At 72.0% G+C, this 19,023-nt stretch carries 17 protein-coding genes; 6 read left to right on the top strand and 11 right to left on the bottom strand.

Going from position 1 to position 19,023, the window contains the following annotated elements; all coding sequences use genetic code 11:
* Positions 1 to 615: 615 nt before the first annotated feature.
* The 5 genes from IOD16_RS22030 (at position 616) to IOD16_RS22010 (ending at position 5,074) form a co-directional block, all read left to right on the top strand.
* Positions 616 to 1,092, top strand: a complete 477-nt coding sequence (locus tag IOD16_RS22030; protein WP_123747204.1) for a hypothetical protein — start codon at positions 616 to 618, stop codon at positions 1,090 to 1,092.
* A gap of 92 nt (positions 1,093 to 1,184) precedes the next feature.
* Complete coding sequence (locus tag IOD16_RS22025) at positions 1,185 to 3,101, top strand: sensor histidine kinase (RefSeq protein ID WP_201435946.1); 1,917 nt, start codon at positions 1,185 to 1,187, stop codon at positions 3,099 to 3,101.
* Positions 3,102 to 3,162: 61 nt separating this feature from the next.
* A complete protein-coding gene (locus IOD16_RS22020; RefSeq protein WP_123747206.1) occupies positions 3,163 to 3,831 on the top strand; it encodes a response regulator transcription factor in 669 nt (222 codons plus the stop codon).
* Between the two features lie 64 nt (positions 3,832 to 3,895).
* The gene (locus tag IOD16_RS22015) at positions 3,896 to 4,513 is read left to right on the top strand and encodes a hypothetical protein (RefSeq protein ID WP_201435945.1); all 618 of its coding nucleotides are present in this window, start codon (positions 3,896 to 3,898) and stop codon (positions 4,511 to 4,513) included.
* Positions 4,514 to 4,618: 105 nt separating this feature from the next.
* Entirely contained in the window at positions 4,619 to 5,074 is a 456-nt protein-coding gene (locus IOD16_RS22010; RefSeq protein WP_201435944.1) for a DUF1877 family protein, read from the top strand.
* A 102-nt stretch (positions 5,075 to 5,176) separates the two neighbouring features.
* On the opposite strand, the gene IOD16_RS22005 is transcribed toward IOD16_RS22010, so the two are convergent.
* The 10 genes from IOD16_RS22005 to ligA all read right to left on the bottom strand — a co-directional run bounded on the left by IOD16_RS22005 (position 5,177) and on the right by ligA (position 14,142).
* Positions 5,177 to 5,839, bottom strand: coding sequence for a lytic polysaccharide monooxygenase auxiliary activity family 9 protein (locus tag IOD16_RS22005; RefSeq protein WP_201435943.1), 663 nt, complete (start codon positions 5,837 to 5,839; stop codon positions 5,177 to 5,179).
* Between the two features lie 315 nt (positions 5,840 to 6,154).
* The gene (locus IOD16_RS22000; protein WP_201435942.1) at positions 6,155 to 7,198 is read right to left on the bottom strand and encodes an alpha/beta hydrolase family protein; all 1,044 of its coding nucleotides are present in this window, start codon (positions 7,196 to 7,198) and stop codon (positions 6,155 to 6,157) included.
* Between the two features lie 31 nt (positions 7,199 to 7,229).
* Positions 7,230 to 7,586: a hypothetical protein gene (locus tag IOD16_RS21995; protein WP_201435941.1), complete on the bottom strand. Its 357-nt coding sequence runs from the start codon at positions 7,584 to 7,586 to the stop codon at positions 7,230 to 7,232.
* A gap of 10 nt (positions 7,587 to 7,596) precedes the next feature.
* Positions 7,597 to 8,088, bottom strand: a complete 492-nt coding sequence (locus IOD16_RS21990; RefSeq protein ID WP_201435940.1) for a TetR/AcrR family transcriptional regulator — start codon at positions 8,086 to 8,088, stop codon at positions 7,597 to 7,599.
* Between the two features lie 64 nt (positions 8,089 to 8,152).
* Positions 8,153 to 9,046 carry a DMT family transporter gene (locus IOD16_RS21985; RefSeq protein WP_268957635.1) on the bottom strand — a complete coding sequence of 298 codons (894 nt, stop codon included), beginning with the start codon at positions 9,044 to 9,046 and terminating at the stop codon, positions 8,153 to 8,155.
* A gap of 4 nt (positions 9,047 to 9,050) precedes the next feature.
* Positions 9,051 to 10,547, bottom strand: coding sequence for a class I adenylate-forming enzyme family protein (locus IOD16_RS21980; RefSeq protein ID WP_201435939.1), 1,497 nt, complete (start codon positions 10,545 to 10,547; stop codon positions 9,051 to 9,053).
* 162 nt (positions 10,548 to 10,709) lie between these two features.
* The gene (locus tag IOD16_RS21975) at positions 10,710 to 11,174 is read right to left on the bottom strand and encodes a hypothetical protein (protein ID WP_201435938.1); all 465 of its coding nucleotides are present in this window, start codon (positions 11,172 to 11,174) and stop codon (positions 10,710 to 10,712) included.
* Complete coding sequence (locus tag IOD16_RS21970; RefSeq protein WP_170185359.1) at positions 11,171 to 11,317, bottom strand: hypothetical protein; 147 nt, start codon at positions 11,315 to 11,317, stop codon at positions 11,171 to 11,173. The genes IOD16_RS21975 and IOD16_RS21970 overlap by 4 nt, the downstream gene beginning before the upstream one ends.
* Before the next feature lie 15 nt (positions 11,318 to 11,332).
* On the bottom strand, positions 11,333 to 12,088 hold the full coding sequence (locus IOD16_RS21965; protein WP_201435937.1) for an aminoglycoside phosphotransferase family protein: 756 nt from the start codon (positions 12,086 to 12,088) through the stop codon (positions 11,333 to 11,335).
* Positions 12,089 to 12,150: 62 nt separating this feature from the next.
* Positions 12,151 to 14,142, bottom strand: a complete 1,992-nt coding sequence (gene ligA / locus IOD16_RS21960; protein ID WP_201435936.1) for an NAD-dependent DNA ligase LigA — start codon at positions 14,140 to 14,142, stop codon at positions 12,151 to 12,153.
* A gap of 119 nt (positions 14,143 to 14,261) precedes the next feature.
* Between ligA and IOD16_RS21955 the strand changes: the two genes are divergently transcribed.
* On the top strand, positions 14,262 to 15,431 hold the full coding sequence (locus IOD16_RS21955; protein WP_201435935.1) for an RtcB family protein: 1,170 nt from the start codon (positions 14,262 to 14,264) through the stop codon (positions 15,429 to 15,431).
* A gap of 378 nt (positions 15,432 to 15,809) precedes the next feature.
* Here the strand turns inward: IOD16_RS21955 and IOD16_RS21950 are convergent, their stop codons facing one another.
* Positions 15,810 to 18,869: an AfsR/SARP family transcriptional regulator gene (locus tag IOD16_RS21950; RefSeq protein WP_201435934.1), complete on the bottom strand. Its 3,060-nt coding sequence runs from the start codon at positions 18,867 to 18,869 to the stop codon at positions 15,810 to 15,812.
* Positions 18,870 to 19,023 lie beyond the last annotated feature (154 nt).

Genomic DNA, 19,023 nt, shown 5'->3' with positions numbered 1-19,023 from the left:
CCCGACCTGACCGGGACCCGGCGGATCCCGCGGTTGCCGCACCCCGCACCCCGGACTACAGCACGACCGCCGGCACGTGCCGCACTCGGTGCGGACGGCACGTTGCGTCTCGCGCGCCCGCTCGACAATCGACGGCGAAAGGTCGTCCGGTGTTTTGTGGAGAAGCGCTCCTGCGCGTGCCGGTAATTCGCGGAATGGCTGTTCGTGGTCTTGCCGATCGATACCCGGTTCGTTTCACGATGTTTTCGCCCTTCTGCGTCAACTGACCTTGTCGGTTCGCGTTCTCGCTGGTAGAAGGCCTGCCCCTGCGGTACGTGCGGCGCGGTCGACCGCAGGGTTGCGGGTAGGCGCCGGTCGACTTATTGCGGTTGCCAAGCCGGTGAATCGTGGTCATCATGTGCCAGTATCGAGCCCCATTGGTCCGCGGAGGAACGCGATCACGTTGATCGCGGGCACTGTGCCGGACTCTTCACCGGCCTGTGTCGGATCTTGTCCCGGGCCGGTCGGGATTCGCGTGCGGGTTCGCCCGGAAATCCAGGATGGAGACCCCTGGTTCCCGGGACACCGGGCTCGACAGGCTGCACCAGGACACGAGCGAAACCGGAGGAAGAGCCGATGACCGCACCCACCGAAGACCGAGGGCAGCTCTCGCACCCCGTCCTGGGCGACCTGGCCGAGTGGTACGAGGTGTTCCGCCTGTACGCGGCGACCGCGCCGGCCGGCAACCCCCACTTCACCGGCGCCCACGCCACCGCCGCGGTGGTCGGCCCGGAACGGGTCGCCGAGGGTCTGGTCTGGTTCGAGTCCCGCTACGGGCCGGTGGCCGAAGCCGGGCTCCTGCCGGACCTCAAGACGATGCGCGCGGCGCTGGGCCTGGGCATCATGGCGGACGTGGGGGTCGACGTGCACCGGCACTCGCACGTCGCGGGCGACGACGGCGGGACCGCGCTGCCCGTCGGTGAGGGCGACGTCACCGCGTTCGCCGGCGCGGCGGTGCCGGACGTCGTGGAGTTCGTCTACCGGGACGTCGTGCGGTACGACGAGGGCTCGCCGTGCCACAACTTCTGGCACTGGCTCAACGGCACGTCGTGAGGTCGCGCGGGGGCGGGGTGGGTCGGCTCGTAGCAGGGGGACGTGTGGTGGACAGGGCGTCAGGGAACAAGGGGAACAGACGCGGGAACCGGGTGCTGCTCCTCGCCCGGCTGCTCGCGGTCGGGGCGGTCGGGCTGGTCGCGGCGGCGGTGGCGTTGCGCCTGGGTGGCGCCGCCCCTCCGTCGCACCCGCACAGCTGGTTCATCGCGGTGGTGTACTGCCTGCTCGGTGAACGGGTCGTCGCCCACGCGCAGCGCAACCCGGTGGGGTGGTGCCTGCTCGCGACCGGCGTGAGCGGCGCGCTGGCCGCCGGGGCGACGGTGCTGCCGGACCAGCGCTGGCTGGCGTGGGTGAGCGCCTGGTCGTGGTGGCCGACCTACTCGTTGCTGCCGGTCGTGCTCCTGCTGTTCCCCACGGGTCGGCCGCCCGGCCGGCGCTGGTGGGTCGCCGTCGGGATCGCGGCGGTCGGCGTGCTCCTGCCCGCCGTCGGGCTCGGGTGGGCGGCCTGGGGTGATCCGGCCGAGTTCTGGCACCAGGTCTTCGCCGGCACCGCGCGCCGGGGCGTGCCGGTGGCGGTCGCGGCGGTCGGGTTCGCCTCGTTCGTGGTGGCGATGTGCGCCGCGATGGCGTCGCTGGCGGTGCGCGGGTGGCGGACCCCGGGAGGGGCGCAGCGCCGCGTGGTGTGGTGGGTGCTGGCCGGCTCGCTCGTCTTCGTGCCCGCGCTGGGGCTCGAGCTGGCGTTCGGGGAGGCGTGGGGAGCCTGGCTGGTCGCGGCGGCGGCGTTCCCGGTGGCCGTGGTGATCGCGATCATGCGCTACGGGTTGTACGACATCGAGCTGATCCTGCACCGCACCCTGCTGTACGGGTTCCTCGGTGTGCTGCTCATCGGCGTCTACTCCACCGTCGTGCTGATCACCACGACGAGGGCTCCCACCCAGGAGAACGTGATCGCCACCGTCGTGGTCGTCGCGTCGCTCGCGCCCCTGCACAAGGTGCTGCTGCGAGCGGTGAACCGCGCGTTGTACGGCGCGCGGTCCGACCCGTACCGGGCATTGGTCGAACTCGGCCGGACCCTGGCGCACCCCATGCGCCAGCACGAGCTGCTGCCGGCGGTGGTGTCGTGGGTGGGCAAGGGCCTGAAGCTGCCGTACGTGGCGGTGCACCTGGACCTCCGCGACTCCGCGCCGTCGGCCGTGCACGGCGCGGAGACCGGGTCGACCAGGCACTCGGTGGTGCTCCGGCACCAGGGCCGCAAGATCGGGCTGCTCGTGGCCGAGGCGCGCGCGAGGGGCGAGGTGCTCGGCCGGCGGGACGTGCGGCTGCTGGAGGACATGGCCGGGCAGGCCGCGCCGGCGGTGCACTCGGCGCGGATGGCGCTGGCGCTGCGCGAGGCCGACGCCCGGTTCGAGCGCGAGCGGCGGGAAGAGCTGCGCCGGATCAGCAACGACCTGCACGACTACATCGGGCCGAGCGTGGTGGGCATCGGCAAGCAGATGGGCGTGGCGCTGCGGACGTTGGAGCCGGCCGACGCCCGCGCCCGCGCGCTGATCGCGGAAGCGTTGGTGGACCTGGAGACGCTCACCGGCACCGTGCGCCGGGTCGTGCGCAACGCCCGGGCGCTCGACCTCGGGCCCAACCTGACCCAGGCGGTCCGCCGGCGCGCGGAGAGCATCGCGGACGGCGTGCAGGTCCAGGTGACCCCGACGGGGCGGCTCGACGACGTGCCGCCCGTGGTGGGGCGCGCCGCGTTCCTCATCGCCGGCGAGGCCATGCTCAACGTCGTCCGCCACGCGAACGCCTCGCGGTGCCACATCTCCTTGAACCGGACGGGTTCCGGGCTCGAGGTGAGCGTGGTCGACGACGGCCGGGGACTGCCGGACGAACTCCCGTTCGGGATCGGGCTGGCGTCCATGAAGGAGCGCTGCAAGGCGCTCGGGGGCGTGTTCTCCGTCGACCAGCTCACCCCCGGCACCCGCATCACCGCCCACATCCCCTTCGAACCGAGTTGAGCGGGGTGCGCGGCGCGGCGCCGACGAAGCCGCCGCGCCGCACACCCGCTGGGAGCGCCACATGACGCAGACCGGGTACCGGGTGCTGCTCGTCGACGACCACCCGATCTTCCTCAAGGGACTCCGGGGCGAGCTGGAGTACGCCCCGGACATCGTCGTGGTGGACGACGCCGGCAATGCCGAAGACGCCGTCGCGTCCGTCGAGCGGCACCGCCCCGACGTGGTGGTCATGGACCTCAGGATCCCGCTGTCCCCCGGCGCCGACCCGGTCATGTGCGGGCCCGACGCCATCCGCCGGATCACCGAGGTGGCGCCGGAGAGCAAGGTGCTCGTGCTGTCCATGCACGAGGAGCTCGAACACGTCCTGGCGGCCGTGAAGGCGGGTGCGCACGGCTACCTCCGCAAGGAGGAGAAGGAGCTCGTGCAGGCGGTGCGCACGGTCGCCGAGGGCAAGATGGTGCTCGACGAGCGCGTGGGACGGGCCCTGCTGACCATGCCGGCGGCCGCGGCGGGCGGCGAGCTGCCGTTCAACCTCACCCGGTCCGAGTACAAGACCCTCCTGCTCGTGGTCAGGGGGCTGACGAACGCCCAGATCGCCGACGAGATCACGTTGTCCGGCAAGACGGTGGCCAACCGCGTGGTGGACATCCAGAACAAGCTGCAGGTGCGCAGCCGCCAGGAGCTGGTGGACAAGGCCCGGCAGCACGGCATCGGCGCCACGCCGGAGTGAACCCGGAAATGCGGGACGGCGCACTGCTTGTTCCCGGGAACCGGGGATCGGCAAGGTTTCCGTCATGGTGAACGCGACTGCACGACACCCCCTGTACCGCATCGCCCTCGGTGTGGACATGGAGGGTTCCACGACCCGCAGCAACCAGGAGAAGGCGACGCTGCGCCAGGTCATGTACGGGGTCCTGATGGACGCCATGGCGCTGCACGGCGTCGGTGACGACGACATCGACCGCCTGGTGGACCTGGGTGACGGCGTGATCGTGCTCATCCGGCCGTCGGACCGGCTGCCGAAGACGGTGCTGCTGGGATCGGTGGTGCCCGAGCTGAGCGGCCTGCTCGCCCTGCACAACGCGCGCAGGCCCGACCTGCCGCTGCGGTTGCGGGCCGTGGTGCACGCGGGCGAGGTGCACTACGACGAGCGCGGTCAGTACGGCGAGCTGCTGGACGTGTCGTGCCGCCTGCTCGACGCGCCCCGGTTGAAGCTGGCGCTGCGGGAGACGACCGAGCCCTTGGTGCTCGTCGTGTCCGACGACCTGTACCGGGCCGTGGTCCACCACGGCTACGAGGGCATCTCGCCCTCGGCCTTCGCGCCGCACGTGAACGTGCAGATCGGGTACGCGCCCCGCCAGGGCTGGGTGCACGTGCCCGACTCGTCGTCCCTCCACCGCCGGGCCGGGTGACCGGGCGCCGGTCGGCGACCGGGGTCGGCGAAGTCCGGTCGCGGTGGCGGCGGGCGTGGGAAACTGGCCGTCGTTCGCGGCGGCCGAGGTGGGAGTGGTGGGTTCATGGGCATGACGTTGTCGTTCACCCGGGTCACCCCAGGTGAGTTGGACCGGGCGTTCGGGGACCCGGGGTGGGCGCTGGAGCGCCTGGACGACGAGGGCCTGCCGTACTGCTTCCTGGAGAAGTCCTGGGCGGGCATCCAGTTCCTGCTCGACGCGGCCGACGTGCGGGTCGACGTGTACGAGGACGGCGACGCCATCGACGAGGAGTGCACCCTCTTCGGCTGGAGCGACGGCATGGTCGCCGAGGCCGCCAAGGCGTTGGGCGCGACGCCGTTCGAGGTGCTGGCCGGTCACTACGACCCGCGGAAGCTGAGCGAGGAGGAGGTCTACCCCATGAGGCACCTCTGGGACGACGGCGACATCGACTACCTGCGGCAGAACTACGGCGACCTGGTCGTGTTCCTCGAGGAGACGGCCGCGGCCGGCGGCGCGGCGATCCGGCACTTCAGCTTCTGAGGCGAGGACGCCGGATCCGCACCCGCGCAGCGCGCCGGCCCGGCGCGAGTGCCGCTGCGCCGGGCCGGGTGCTCTTCGCGTTGCGTTCGGTGAACCCCGGTGCTAGCCGAAGTTCACGTCACTGCACCACATGTAGGCCTGGTCGAGGTGCGAGGCCTGCCAGATCGTGAACACGATGTGGTGTCCCCGGTACGAGCCGTTGGTCTGGACGTTGAACGTGATGTCCTTCGCCGGCGCGTACCTGCCGGTCTGCGTGATGAAGTCGAGGTTGCTCCAACCCAGGGTCTGGGTCTTCGGGTCGAACCCCTGCTTGCTGACGTAGACGCGGAAGTAGTCCGCACCGTGGCTGGCCTGGTCGTACAGGTGCAGGGAGAAGCTGCTCCCGACGTTCGTGGTCCGCCAGTTGCCGGGCTTGTTCAGGGAGCTGTTGCGGGAGAGGTTGTTGCTGCAGAGCGAACCGTTGGGGGTCGCGCCCTGGAAGTTGCCACCGAGGCCGTCCCGCAGCGCGCTCATCCAGTTCCACATGGTGTCGGCGTTGGCCTGGAAAGCCTGCCAGCACATGGGGTCCTGCTGCTGCATGGCGGGGTTCGTGTGTTGGCTGCCCCAGGCCTGCCAGCACTGGTAGGCGCGGGTGGCGGGACCGACGATGGTGCCGTGCGCCGTGGCCGTCGGCGTCATGACGAGCATGCTGGCCAGCACACCGAGGATCAGTGCGATGACGCCATGCCGCTTGGTGACGGACACGGTGGTACTGCGCTTGCGCATGGAGGAACCTCCACTCTTCGGGTGGTTGAGCGGCGGTGATCGTTTATGGGAGCGCTCCCAGAGCGAGTCTCAGACTATACGTCACTCAGCGAAACTTCAACGAAACATTCAGTGATGGTCCCTATTGTCCGAATTTGAGGATCACTCGCCATTTCCGGGGCGCTGACCTGCGGTCCCGTGCCGGCGGGCGGTCGCGACGGTGATCGCGTCCGGCCCGACGGGCTCGATCGGAGCACACCCCGGCCCACCGGACGGGCGAGGCGCCGACGCCGAGTGGCCTTCGGTGCTCGACGACCGCCGCCCACCGGGTCGGGCTCAGCGCAGGCCGTCGGTGAAGGCGCGCAGGGCGTCCACGACGGCGGGGGCCAGGGTGTTCGGATCGGTGCCGCGCAGGTTGTGGTCCACGCCGGTCAGCACCGTGCGCCCCGGGCCCGCGGCGCCGGCTCGGCGCAGGGCTTCGGCGAGGGAGTCGGTGGTGTCGCAGGGCACCTGGACGTCGGCGGTGCCGCAGGTCAGCAGGACCCGGGTGCCGGCCCGCAGCCGGCCGGCGGCGGTCGACGGGTCGACCTGGTCGTTGCCGAGGACGAAACGCCGACTGGGACCGTCGGACAGCGCTTGGAAGAACTGGGCGATGACGGGCAGGAGACCGGTGGGGTCGAGCGGTTCGCCCGACCGCAGGGCGCTGACCGCCCGGTCCACGCCCTCGTCGTTGACCCGTTGCTGTTCCGGGGTGATCTGCCCGCCTCGTGCGGCGGCGGCCAACTGGGCGTGCAGTTGCCGTGCGATCAGGTCCAGCAGCCGGATCGCCTGCGGTTGCAGCAGCACCACGCCGGCCGGGCGCGGTCGGACCTCGTCGGCCAGCAGGAGCCCGGTGAGCGCGCCTTCGCTGTGGCCCGCGACGACCAGGGCGCGCGGGTCGGTGACGGGTTCGGCGCGCAGCAGCCGGTAGGCGGCCGCGGCTTGGCGGACGAACGCCGGGTGGTCGAGGTCCCCGGGACGGCTCGCGTAGGCGCCCAGGCCGGTGCGACCGCTGCCGTACTTGTCGAAGCGCAGGGTGACGACCCCCTGTCGGCCCAGCGCGGCGGCGAGGTGGGACAGGGTGTGGGGGGTGACCGCCGGCGGCTGGTTCCCGTCGCGGTCGGTGGGGCCGCTGCCGGGCAGCAGGAGCGCGGCGGGCAGCCGTTGTCCCCGGCGGTGGGCCGGGACGTGGAGCGTGCCGTAGGTCTTCGTGCCCTCGACGGTGAACACGACTTCGCGGTCGAGGGCCGGGACCGGCCGCGGCGTCGCTTCGGCGGCGGTCGGGACGAGGAGCGCGGTCGTCGTCAGCACCGCGGTGAGCGCTGTTCGGCGTTGGAACAAGGGTGACGCCTTTCCGGTCGGGTGGCCGAGCTCAGGGGCGGTGCGTGACGCTCTCGACCAGCTCGACGGTGGTGCGGGGGTCGTCGACCTGGAGCACCAGGCGGGCGTAGTGCTCGTCGGCCAGTTCGATGACGACGGCTTTGGCGGGATCGCGCACGTCCCAGAACACGCGGTCGCCGTCGAGGTGGAAGGTGCCCGCGGTGATCACGCCGGGCACGTGGGCGCCGGGGGCGCGGATGCCCTTGGGCTCCTTGGCGATTCCCGGGTCCGCGGTGGCGCCCCGGACGTTGGCCAGGGGGATGGTCAGGGTGCTCTTGAGCGCCCAGAGCTTGTTCAGCCCTTCGATCGTCACGACCAGGTCGTCGCCGTCGATGTGGACCTTCGCCATGTCGTGCTCCTTATCGTCGGGGGGAAGGGTCGGGGGTGGCGCCCGCGCGGTCCGGTCCGGCCTTGGCGCGCAGGCGCAGGCCGAGCAACGCCGCGGTGGCGTGCGGGAGGTCCGTGACGGCGCCGAGTGCCTCGTCGATGGCGTGCAGCGCCCGGTTCACCTCCGCGGCGACCTCGTCGTCCACCGGAGCGCGTTCGGCCGCCGCCAGCAGCAGGAAGTCCAGCCCCGTGCCGGTGTCCGCCACCGAGCGCGAGGCTTCCTCGAAGTCGTCGGCGCGCCTCAGCGCCGCGGTGAGGACGCCGATCTCGTGCTCCACGTGCCGGCGAAGCGCCGCCAGGTACAGCCCGCGTTTGCTGCCGAACGTCTTGTAGAGGCTGTTGCGGTGCACGCCCAAGTGGGTGACCAGGTCGTCGACGGACACCCCGTCGTACACCCGTCCCGCGAACAGCGCCGCCGCCGCCCGCACCACCTCGGCTTCGTCGAATCCCCTCGGTCGACCCATGCGTCGACCCTAGACCGTTGAGGAACGATCAGTCAAGAACGATCGTTCCTCAACGGTCCGCCCGTCACCTCGCCGTCGTGACGGCGGGTGCGGGTCTGCCGCGCGACACCGCCACGCCGAGCAGGCAGAGCGCGCCGCCCGCCAACGCCACGAGCCCGGGCACCTCGTCGAGCAACGCCCACGACAGCACCACGACGATCACCGGCACCAGGTACGTCGTGGCGCCGAGCTTGCCGGTGGTCATGTGGGACAGCGCGTACGCCCACGTGTAGAACGCCAACGCGGTCGGCAGCAGACCCAGGTACACCACCGAGAGCGTGGCGGCGGCCGGTGCGCGGGCGAGGTCGCCGACGAGCTGCCCGCTGAACGGCAGGCACACGACCGCGCCGACCACGCAGCCGAACGTGGTGGCCTGCAACGGGGACGCGTGCCGCAGGGCGGGTTTCTGCGCCACCACACCGACCGCGTACCCGCCCGCCGCGACCAGGCAGAGCACCGCGCCCCGGGTCGTCGAGCCGCCGCCGGAGTCGACCAGCCCGACCGCCGCGACGCCCGTGAACGCGATGGCGAGCCCGGCCAGCAGCCGCGCCGGGAAGCCCTCCCGCAGCAGCCACCCGGCCAGGAACGCCACCAGGATCGGGCCGACGCCGACGACCAGCGCGGCCGTGCCGGCGTCAGCGTGCCGCTCACCCCAGTTCAGCGCCACCATGTAGAGCGCGAACCAGAACACGCCCGACCCGATGATCCCCGGCCACGCCGCTCTCGGCGGCACGCCGACGCCGCGCACCACCGCGATCGTCCCGAGCGCGATCGCGCCCACCAGCAACCGGCCGAGCGCCAGTGACCCCGGCTCGAAGTGCTCGCCGGCGTACCGGATGCCGACGAACGCGGACGCCCACAACACCATCGTGACCAGGACCGCCGCGGCGGCCTTCCCGTCCACACCGCTGCGCCGCACCGGATCAGCCCCCCGCCATCGCGCGGATCTCACGCCGGCGCAGCTTGCCCGTGGGTGTGCGGGGCAGCTCGGCCACGAAGACCACGTCTTCCGGAACCTTGTACCAGGTGAGCGCCGCCCGCGCGCCGGCCAGCAGCTCGGCGCGCACCTCCTCGGGCGACGCGTCGTCGTCCAGCGCCACGAACGCGCGCAGGGTCGTGACCCCGGTCTCGCGCCTGGTCGAGCACACCGCGGCCTCGCGCACGCCGGGGTGCCGCATCAGGAAGTCCTCGGTCTCCGCCGGGTGCACGTTCTGGCCGCCGACGATCTCCACGTCGTCCAGCCGGCCGTGCAGCCGCACGTACCCGTCCTCGTCCGCGGTCGCCGCGTCACCGGTGGCGTACCAGGACTGCCCGGCCCGCGCCGGCGGATCGCCACCCCGTGCCACGCCCAACGCGATCGACGGACCCGCCACCTCCAGCGCGCCCGGCACGCCCGGCGGCACCTCCGCGCCCATCTCGTCCACGATCCGCAGCCGGTACGGCGGCAGGACCCGCCCGACGGTGCGGTCACGGCGGTGGCCGATCGCGCCGGCCACCACCGCGTGCCCGATCTCCGTCGTGCCGAAGACGTTCAGCAGCCGCTCGCCGAGCACCTGCCTCAGCCGTGCCTCCAGCGGAGCCGGCAGCACTTCGCCGGCGACCACCGCCAACCGCAGCCGTGCCAGCGACGCGTGGTCGGGGTGGCGGGCCAGCCGGGCGTAGAAGCTCGGCTGGCCGTAGAACACCGTCACGCCGCGGTCCTCGATGATCCGCAGCGCGTCGTCCTCGGTCGCCCGCGCCCGCGACAGCACCGTCGTGCCGCCGCGGTGCAGCGGGAGGAACACGGAGTTGCCCAGCCCGTAAGCGAAGTACAGCCGTGACACCGAGAACGTGACGTCCCGCGGCGTGATGCCGACGACCGCCCCGATGGCCCGCTCGTACACGCCGGGGTCGCCGTGGGTGTGGAAGCACAGCTTCGGGTCGCCCGTGGTGCCCGAGGTGAACACCGCGTAGGCCGGGGTGTCCGCCGTGGCCGGTGCGTAGGGCGGGTGCGCGGCGGCGGCCCGCAGCTCTTCGGGCGCGATCAGCTCGGCGGCCGCGCCGCCCGGGTCCTCCTCGCACACGACGGCGTCCGGCGCCGCGATCACGATCGCGCGGCGCAGCTCGTCCGGGTGCACGGTCGAGTTCACCGGCACCGCGACCGCGCCGATCCGCAACGCGCCCAGCAACGCCCACACCGCGTCGATGCCGTCCGGCAGCACGAGCGCGATGCGGCTGCCCGCGCCGAGCCCTCTCGCGGCGTACGCGGCGGCGGCTCGGCCCGCGCCCTCGTAGACGTCGGCGAACCGGTAGGTCCCGCCGTCGTCGTGGTAGGCGGGCCGATCCAGCCAGCCGTGCTCGCGCGCCAGCCCCGCCAGCCGTTCGACCAGGTTCCCGCCGCGGCCCCGCTTCTCGCGCAGGGCGTGCTCGTTCACCGACATGATTCCCCCGTCATCACGTCGAATGGATCGGCGACGACTCCCCGGGTCGCCACCGCCATCGAGGTTGACCGCCGATGTCTCGGCCTGTCAAGCGCTTCCGGTCGGAGTCGACCGGCGACACTGCTCCGACCAGGCCACCAGCGCGGCCGACAACCCAAGGTGTCACACGATTGAGTGAGTGTCGCAGTGGGATCGCCGGTCACCGCCGCAGCACGGGAAGCGCGTGGAGCCGGCTGCCCGTGCTGCCGCCGGGCCCGCTGTGGCGGAGGTCGTCGAACGGGGCAGGCGGACCCGCGAGGTCGGCGAAAGCGGCCATCGCCTACCCCACGTGGTCCGGGTAGTCGGCGTGCACGAGCCGGCGCCCGCACCACGGTGTCGACGTGCTCCGTCCGGGATGTCGAGGAGGTCGCACAGGACGGCCAACGGGTAGCGGGTGGTGAAGTCCTCGACGAGGTCGACCTCGCCGTCGTCGAGGCGGGCGAGCAGCCGTTCGGCGATGACCAGCAGCCGGGGGTGGGCCGCCCGCATCCTGGCCGCGCTGAACAACGGCGCGACCACGCGCCGCAGCCGGACGACGCGCGGTCGGAGGTCCCTGCGGGCCGTGGCGCGGTGGCAGATACCGGTCATCCCGCGGGCCGGACGCGCACGACCGGCGCAAGGTGCTCGTCGAGCCGGATCCCGACGCGGTGGCGCGGGTCGGCCGGGTGCACGACGGTCTCGACGAGCGGCACCGACGTGACTTCGAGGAGACTTCCCGCGCCGACCGCCACCACGTCAACGGTGGCTCAGGGTTCCCGCATCCGGGCTCTGAGCACGTCGAACTCGCAGCCCGGCGCGTCCGGGTCGAAGCCGTGCTCGATCAGCCAGTGCGACGCCACCAGGCTGCGCAGCGACCACCAGGCGCGGATCACGTCCCGGTCCGCGCCGTCGCCGTAGCCGGCCAGCAGGTCGTCCAGGCGTTCCTCGTGCCCGAGGGTCAGGGTGGCGAGGTCGAACATGGCGTCGCCGGGGGCGGCCTCGGACCAGTCGATGATGCCGGTGACCTCGTCGCCGTCGACGAACACGTGGGTGATCTGCAGGTCGCCGTGGATGAACACCGGCCGCCACGGCCGGAGCGCGGCCTCGGCGATCTCGCGGTTGCGCCGGATCACCTCGGCGGGCAGGACGTCGTTGGCGAGCAGCCACGCGCACTCGCGGTCGAGCTCCGCCGCCACGTCGTCGAGTGCCGGCCCCGGCCACGGCGGCACCGGCGCGTCGTGCAGCCTCCGGATCGCGGCGCCCGCCGCGGCCCACGCCGCCGGTGACGCGGTCGACGGTTCGCCGAGCACGCCGAGCGCCTGGCCGGGCACGGCGGCGATGGCGAGCACGGGCGGCTCCCGCCAGAGGATCGCCGGGGTCGGCACCGGCACCATGGCCATCGCCCGCGCCTCGACCTCGGCGTGCGCCGGGTCGACGTCCACCTTCAGGAACACGTCACCGACGCGCAACGTCGCCCGCTGGCTGTGGGCGACGACGACCTCGACCTCTTCCACACCGGCCATCCTGGCGGGGGCGGCCGCCGCTGTCGCCGGATTTTGCGGCCGCTTCCCCGCTCGGCCCGGCCTTAGGCGATGCCGGCGGCGATGAGCTGCTGCCAGATCACCCCCTGGTCGACGACCTCGACGCCCAGCTTCTCGGCCTTGGCGGTCTTGCTCGCGCCGACGTCGGCGCCGGTGATCAGGTAGTCGGTGTTGGCCGAGACCGAGGTCGCGGTGGTCGCCCCGGCCTTCTCGCACAGCCGCTGGAAGGTGGGGCGCGGCACCTTCTCGCCCGAGCGGGGGTCGCTGATCGCGCCGGTGACCACCACGGTCTTGCCCGCCAGCGGCGCGTCGGACGCCACGACGGGCGGCAGGTCCTCGTCCCGCACGTCCAGGGACACGCCGTGCCGCCGCAGCCGCGCCAGCTCGGGGCGCAGTCGGGTGAGGTGCTCGGTCAGGGAGGCGGCGACCTTCGGGCCGATGTCCTCGACCGCGACCAGGCGTTCCTCGTCGGCGTCGGCGACCTCCTCCAGCGAGCCGAACCCGGCCCGGCACAAGCGGGTCGCGGTGCCCTCCGAGGCCATCGGGATGGCGAGCCCGATCAACGCCCGGCGCAGCCCGACGGCCCGGCTCGCGGCGATCGAGTCGATCATGCGCGTCGCCGACGTCTCGCCGATCCGGTCGAACTCCAGCAACTGCTCCTTGGTCAGGGTGTAGAGGTCGGACGGGTTCTCCAGCAGCCCGGCCTCGGCCAGCCGCTCGATCCACACCGGGCCGACCGCCTCGATGTCCGCCGCCGCCCGCGACGCCCAGTGGATCAACCGCCGCACGGTCTGCGCGGGGCACGCGACGTTGGTGCAGAACAGCTCGCGGCTGTTGCCCTGCTCGGTCAACGGCTGCCCGCACGACGGGCACTGCGACGGCGGCACGATCTCCCGCTCCGCGCCCGTGCGCCGGGACTCGTCCAGCACGCCCGCCACGAACGGGATGACGTCACCGGCCCTGCGGATCAGCACGGTGTCCCCGATCCGGATGCCCTTCGCCCGGATCACCTCCTGGTTGGCCAGCGTCGCCCGGGTCACCGTGGTGCCGCCCACGAACACCGGCTCCAGCCACGCGACCGGCGCGATCTTGCCGGTCTTGCCCACGTCCCAGACCACGTCGAGCAGCAGCGTGGTCTTCTCCTCGGCGGCGAACTTGAACGCCAGCGCCCCGCGCGGCGAGCTCGACCGGGTGCCGGCGGCGGCGAAGGCGTCCCGGTTCGCCAGCCGCAGCACCGCGCCGTCCAGGTCGTAGTCCAGCTCGTGGCGCCGCGCCTCGATCCCGGTGATCACCTCCTGCGCCGCGTCCGCGTCGTCGCAGTGCCGCATGTCGGCGACGGCGAACCCGAGCGTGCTCAGCCCGCGCTCCAGGTCGGCCGCCGCACCGCCCTCGGAGGTGTCCAGGTCGAACGCGAAGAACGTCAGGCGGCGCTCGGCGACCGTGGCCGGGTCCTTCGCCCGCAACGTGCCCGCGGCGGCGTTGCGCGGGTTGATCAGCGGCTTGTCCGGGTGCGCGGCGTTGTAGGCGGCGAAGGTGGACCGCAGCATCACCGCCTCGCCGCGCACCTCGACCCGGCCCGGCGCGTCGAGGCGCTCCGGCACGCCGTCCACCAGGGCGCGCACCAGCGGCGTCACGTCGTCGCCCGTCGTGCCGTCACCCCGCGTGATCGCCCGGGCGAGCCACCGGTTCTCGTAGACCAGCGCCAGCGACAGCCCGTCCAGCTTCGGCATGACCACCACCGGCTGGCCGGGGAAGCGGTCGAAGAAGGCCGCGACCTGCTCGGGTCTGGTCGCCTTCTCCAGCGACAGCATCGGCCGCGAGTGCCGGATCGGCGCGTGCAGCACGGCGGGCGCGCCCACCTGGTCGAGCGGGTTCGGGTCGGGCGCCAGCTCCGGGTTCGCCTCGATCAGCCCGCGCAGCTCGTCCTCGGTCGCGTCGTACTCGGCGTCCGCCACCAGCGGCGAGCCGCGGTAGTAGGCGTCGCGCAACACGACGATCCGATCGGCGAGTTCCTGGATGCGTTCCGGAGCGTTCACGGCTCACAAGTTACCGGCGACCACCGACAACCGAGGGGTCGTGCGGCCCCGGACCGGCGTGAAATCGGTCGCGGAGCCACCCGATCGCGCCTAATTTCTGCGTCGAGCAGAGGAGAACCGTGGAGCAGATCAGCAAGCGACTGGTGAACTGGGCGTCCATCCTGGAGCCGGGCACCCGCGAACAGGCGGAGAAGGCCGCGCGGATGCCGTTCATCCACCCGCACCTGGCGCTCATGCCCGACGCGCACCTGGGGAAGGGCGCCACGGTCGGCAGCGTCATCCCCACCCTGGGCGCGATCATCCCGGCGGCCGTCGGCGTGGACATCGGCTGCGGCATGATCGCGGTGCGCACCCAGTTCACCCGGGACGACTTCCGCTCGCGCCCGCTCGCCCCGCTTCGCGAGGCGATCGAGGACGCCGTGCCGCTGTCGGCGGGGAAGTACAACACGCGGCTGACCGACACCGCGCGCGACCGCGTCGACGCGCTCGCCCGCCGTGCCGAGGCGGCCGGCTTCGACCCCGGCTCCTACGCGGGCAACTGGGAGATGCAGCTCGGCACCCTCGGCAGCGGCAACCACTTCATCGAGGTCACGCTGGACGAGACCGGGCGGGTGTGGCTGTTCCTGCACTCCGGGTCGCGCGGCGTGGGCAACAAGATCGCCCAGAAGCACATCCGGATCGCGCACGAGCAGTGCCGCCGCCGGTGGATCGACCTGCCCGACCCGGACCTGGCCTACCTGGTCGAGGGCGAGGACGAGTTCTGGCGCTACATCCGGGAGATGCGCTGGGCCCAGGACTTCGCCTGGTCCAACCGCGAGGAGATGATGGACCGGGTCGTCGACCGCGTGGCCGACTGGACCGGTCGCGAGGTGGAGCGGCAGGAGGTCGTGAACTGCCACCACAACTACACCGAGCAGGAGACCCACTTCGGCAAGCAGGTGTGGTTGTCCCGCAAGGGCGCCATCAACGCGGAGAAGGGCCGGGCGGGCCTCATCCCGGGCTCGATGGGCACCGCGTCGTACGTCGTGGTCGGCAAGGGCAACCCGGTCTCGCTGAACTCCTCGCCCCACGGCGCCGGCCGCGAGTACTCCCGCTCGGCCGCGCGCCGCGCGTTCGACCGGGACGACCTGCGCAAGGCGATGGTCGGTATCGAGTACCGCGACACCGACGCGTTCATCGACGAGATCCCGGCGGCTTACAAGGACATCGACGTCGTGATGCGCGATGCGCGCGATCTGGTCGAAGTGCGCCACACGCTGCGCCAGATCGTCAACGTCAAGGGCGACTGACCGGCGGGGCAGGCGGCGACACCCGCCTGCCCCGCACGCGTCACGACGTCGTGGCGGCTCTTTCCGAATTGATGGATAACTTCGGCATGGGGCTCAAGCCTTTCCCGGATGGGCGGGCGTCAGAACGGGGCCGTCGTGCACTGGCGGGCGGTGAGCCGTTCAGTAGATGACGTTTGGCCATCCCGATGTCACGCAGTGCACCACTACGGCCGCCATTGCGAGCCAGGGGCTGGTGACGAGGTGTTGTGCCAGGTGGGACAGTGCCTGGCGGATCTTCTTGATCGGCACGGCAGGATCTAAGCATGCCTTCGCATACCAATGTCCAGTGGGTACCGAAAGCTCTGCCGGGTCACGCGTCAGGGTGACAAAACGTCAAAGTTAACGTGAGTCCATTTCGTCTTCACCCGATCGGGTTACTGCGTTGCGCTGGACGAACGAGGTAGGTTGTGCAACGTCATGCCCGTTCTGCTGTGACGGCTTATTCGGGTTGCGCGGCGATAGGTGGCTGCGTGGATCCGGGATGGCGTCCGGCCGGTTTCGCATGAATTCCGGCGCGCCGAGCTCGGTGTGCATTTTCTCGGTGAGGTCGGAGTCGGCGAGCAATGGCGCGGCTTCCCGCCACCGCCGTTCCGCCTCCGCCTGGTCGCCGATCACGGCGTGCGCGTGGCCGAGCAGGAAAAGCGCCTGTGCCCTTTCGCGGGTGACGTCCAGGTCGGCCGACAGTTCCAGCGCGCGGCGGCAGAGTTCGATGGTCCTGTCGTGGGCCTTGCGGTCGTAGTGGACGCGGGCGAGCGCCACCAGGGCCTCGACGGTGCGTGCCCGTTCACCGGTGGACAGGTTGATCTCGAGCGCGGCTTCCAGGCACCGGAGGGCGTCGTCCAGCTCGCGGCGCTGGTGGTGGAGCTTGCCGAGCGCGGTCAGGGTGGTGCCCTCGCCGTGGCGGTGCTTGATGGTCCGGCGCAGGGCCAACGCCTCGCGGTACAGCTCCACGGCCTCGTCGACCCGGTCCAGCCGCTGGTAGGCGGCGGCCATCTGGTCCAGTGTGGAGGCTTCCAGGCTCCGCTGGCCGGTCGCGCGGTGCAGTTCCAGCGCCGACTCGTACAGCGACAGCGCGACCCGGACGTCACCGCGCTCGCGGTGCGCGCTGGCCAGGTTGTGCACGGCGATCTCGGTGAACTCGACGTTCTCCGTGCGCTGTGCGATGGACAGCGCCTCCTGCGTGTGCTGGACCGCCTCGTCGTACTCGCCGAGCCGGTAGTGGGCGGTGCCCAGGTTCAGCAGGCTGCCGCACTGGCCCTCCAGGTCCCCGGTCGAACGCGCCGCGTCCGCCGCGACCCGTTCGACGGCGGCCAGGTCGCGGTAGGCCCCGGTGCGGTCCAGGGCGCGGTCGATGTTCGCCGCGATCCGCCAGGCGTGCCCGGCGAAGCCGTGGCGGAACGCGTGGGGCACGGCGGCGACGAGGTTGGCCCGTTCGGTCGAGAACCACGCCAGTGCGTCGTTCTCGTCGGCGAAGCGGGGCACCGCGTCGAGGGTCATGCCCGGCAGCAGCGGCACGGGGTCGTCGTGCGCGTTCAGGGCGCGTTCCAGGCCGATCGCGCCGGCGAGCTGCCAGGTCAGCAGTCCGCTGAGGGCCGCTTGCCGCTGGTGGGCCGACTCCTCGGTGCGGACCCGGTCCAGGGCGTAGTCGTGCAACAGGTCGTGCAGGCGGAAGCGCCCGTGGGTCGTGTACTGGAGGAGGTTCGCCTTGGTGAGCGTGCGCAGGTGGACGACGACGTCGTGCTCTGGGCGCTCGGTCAGGGCGCTCGCCGCCGCCGAGGAGAACTCGGCCGTCGGGTGCAGGCCCAGCAGCCGGAAGATCCGCGCGGTCTCGGTCGGCAGGTCCCGGTAGGACACGCCGAAGGCGAACGCCAGGCTGGCGCTGTCGTCGTCGCTGTCGTCCAACGAGCCCAGTATCCCCAACCCCTCCTGCGTCGCGTACTCCTCGACGAGGAAGCCGATCGGCACCTGCGGCCGGTTCGCCACGTGCTGGGCGATGATCTTGACCGCCATCGGGTGGCCGTCGAGCCGGGAGGCCAGCGCCCACAGGGCGGAGGGCTCGGCGTCGGTCCGGCTCGCGCCGATCTTGCGGCGCAGCAGCTCGATCGACTCGTCGAACGACAGCGGTGGCACGGCGAGGAGGTGGACGTCGTCGTGCAGGCCCAGTCCCCACGGGCGGGTCCGGCTCGTCACGATGGTGAAGCAGTTCGTCGCGGCGCCCAGCAGCGGGCGGACCTGGGGGCTGTGCCGGGCGTCGTCCAGCACCAGCAGCACTCTGCGGTCGCCGAGCGCGCGGTGCAGCGCGGCGGCGCGTTCGGCGCCCGTCGTCGGGATGTGCGTCACGCCGAGCGAGGCCAGCAGCACGCCGGACGCGTCCTCGGCGGTCATCGCGGTGCCGCGGCCGAAGCCGCGCAGGTCGAGGAACAGCTGGCCGTCCGGGAAGCGGTCGGCCCTCGTCCGTCCCCAGTGGATGGCCAGCCCGGTCTTGCCGACGCCCGGCATCCCGTGCAGCGCGACGACTTGCCCGCGCCCGCCGTCCGGCCCGTCGAGCAACGCGTCCAGCGCGGCGAGCAGGTCCTCCCGGCCGATGAAGGTCCTGGCCCTGCGGGGCAGCTGGCGCGGCGGGACCTGGTGCGGTTTGGTGGACGTGGTCGCGGTGCCCGCCTGCTTGCCGACGATGCTCTGGTACACCGCGCGCAGCTCCGGACCCTGCTCGGCGCCCGTGGCCTCGAAGAGGCGCTCGCAGAACCGCTCGTGGTACTCCAGCGCCGCGGCGTACTTGCCCTGCCCCTCCAGGGAGCGCATGTACAGCCTCGCGAGCACCTCGTCGAGTTCGTGCTCCTGCGCGAGCCTGCCCGCTTCGCCCATCGCCTCGACGTGCTCGCCGAGCGCGTTCAGGCTTTCCACCAACGCGTAGTGCGCGGTGAGCCGGTCGAAGGTGTCCATCTGGTAACGCAGGTGGTCCGCCCACATGCTTTCCACGTCCTGCAACGGGCGTCCTTGCCACCGCGCCAACGCATCCCGGAGCACCGCTTTCGCGCGCGCGTGGTCGCCCGCCGACGCCGCCGCCCGGCCCATTTCCGCCAATTTGCGGAACCGGTGGTAGTCGACGAATTCGCGGTCGACGTCGAGCAGGTAGGCATCACCCTCCCGGTCGATCGACCGGTCGAGCCCGGTTCGGCCCAGCACCCCGCGCAGGCGGCTGATCAGGGGTTGGAGTCTTCCTCGCATGCCGGAGGGGTCCTCGTCGGGCCACACCGCCTGCGCGATCGTGCCGATGCCGACGGGTTGACCGACGTGGTAGAGCAGCAGCGCCAGAACGGCGCGTTGCTTCGCGGACCCGAGGTCCACGTCCTTCTCCGCCACGCGTAATCGGGTCTTGCCCAGGATCTTGAATTCCACCAGCGTTCACCTTTCGCTGGCACGACGGTCCGGTATTGCCAGTGTGCTGGAGTCCGAGCGGGTTGTGCAGTGCAATGTCGTGTTGTTGCTCCGTTGTGCCGAACGGCCGCGCGGCGATCGGCGGCCCGCGCGAACCGCAAGGCCACTGCAAGGC

It is taken from the genome of Saccharothrix sp. 6-C (assembly GCF_016695385.1).
In the GTDB taxonomy this organism is placed as follows: Bacteria; Actinomycetota; Actinomycetes; order Mycobacteriales; family Pseudonocardiaceae; genus Actinosynnema; species Actinosynnema texasense.
This window is presented reverse-complemented; position numbering and strand designations above follow the sequence as displayed.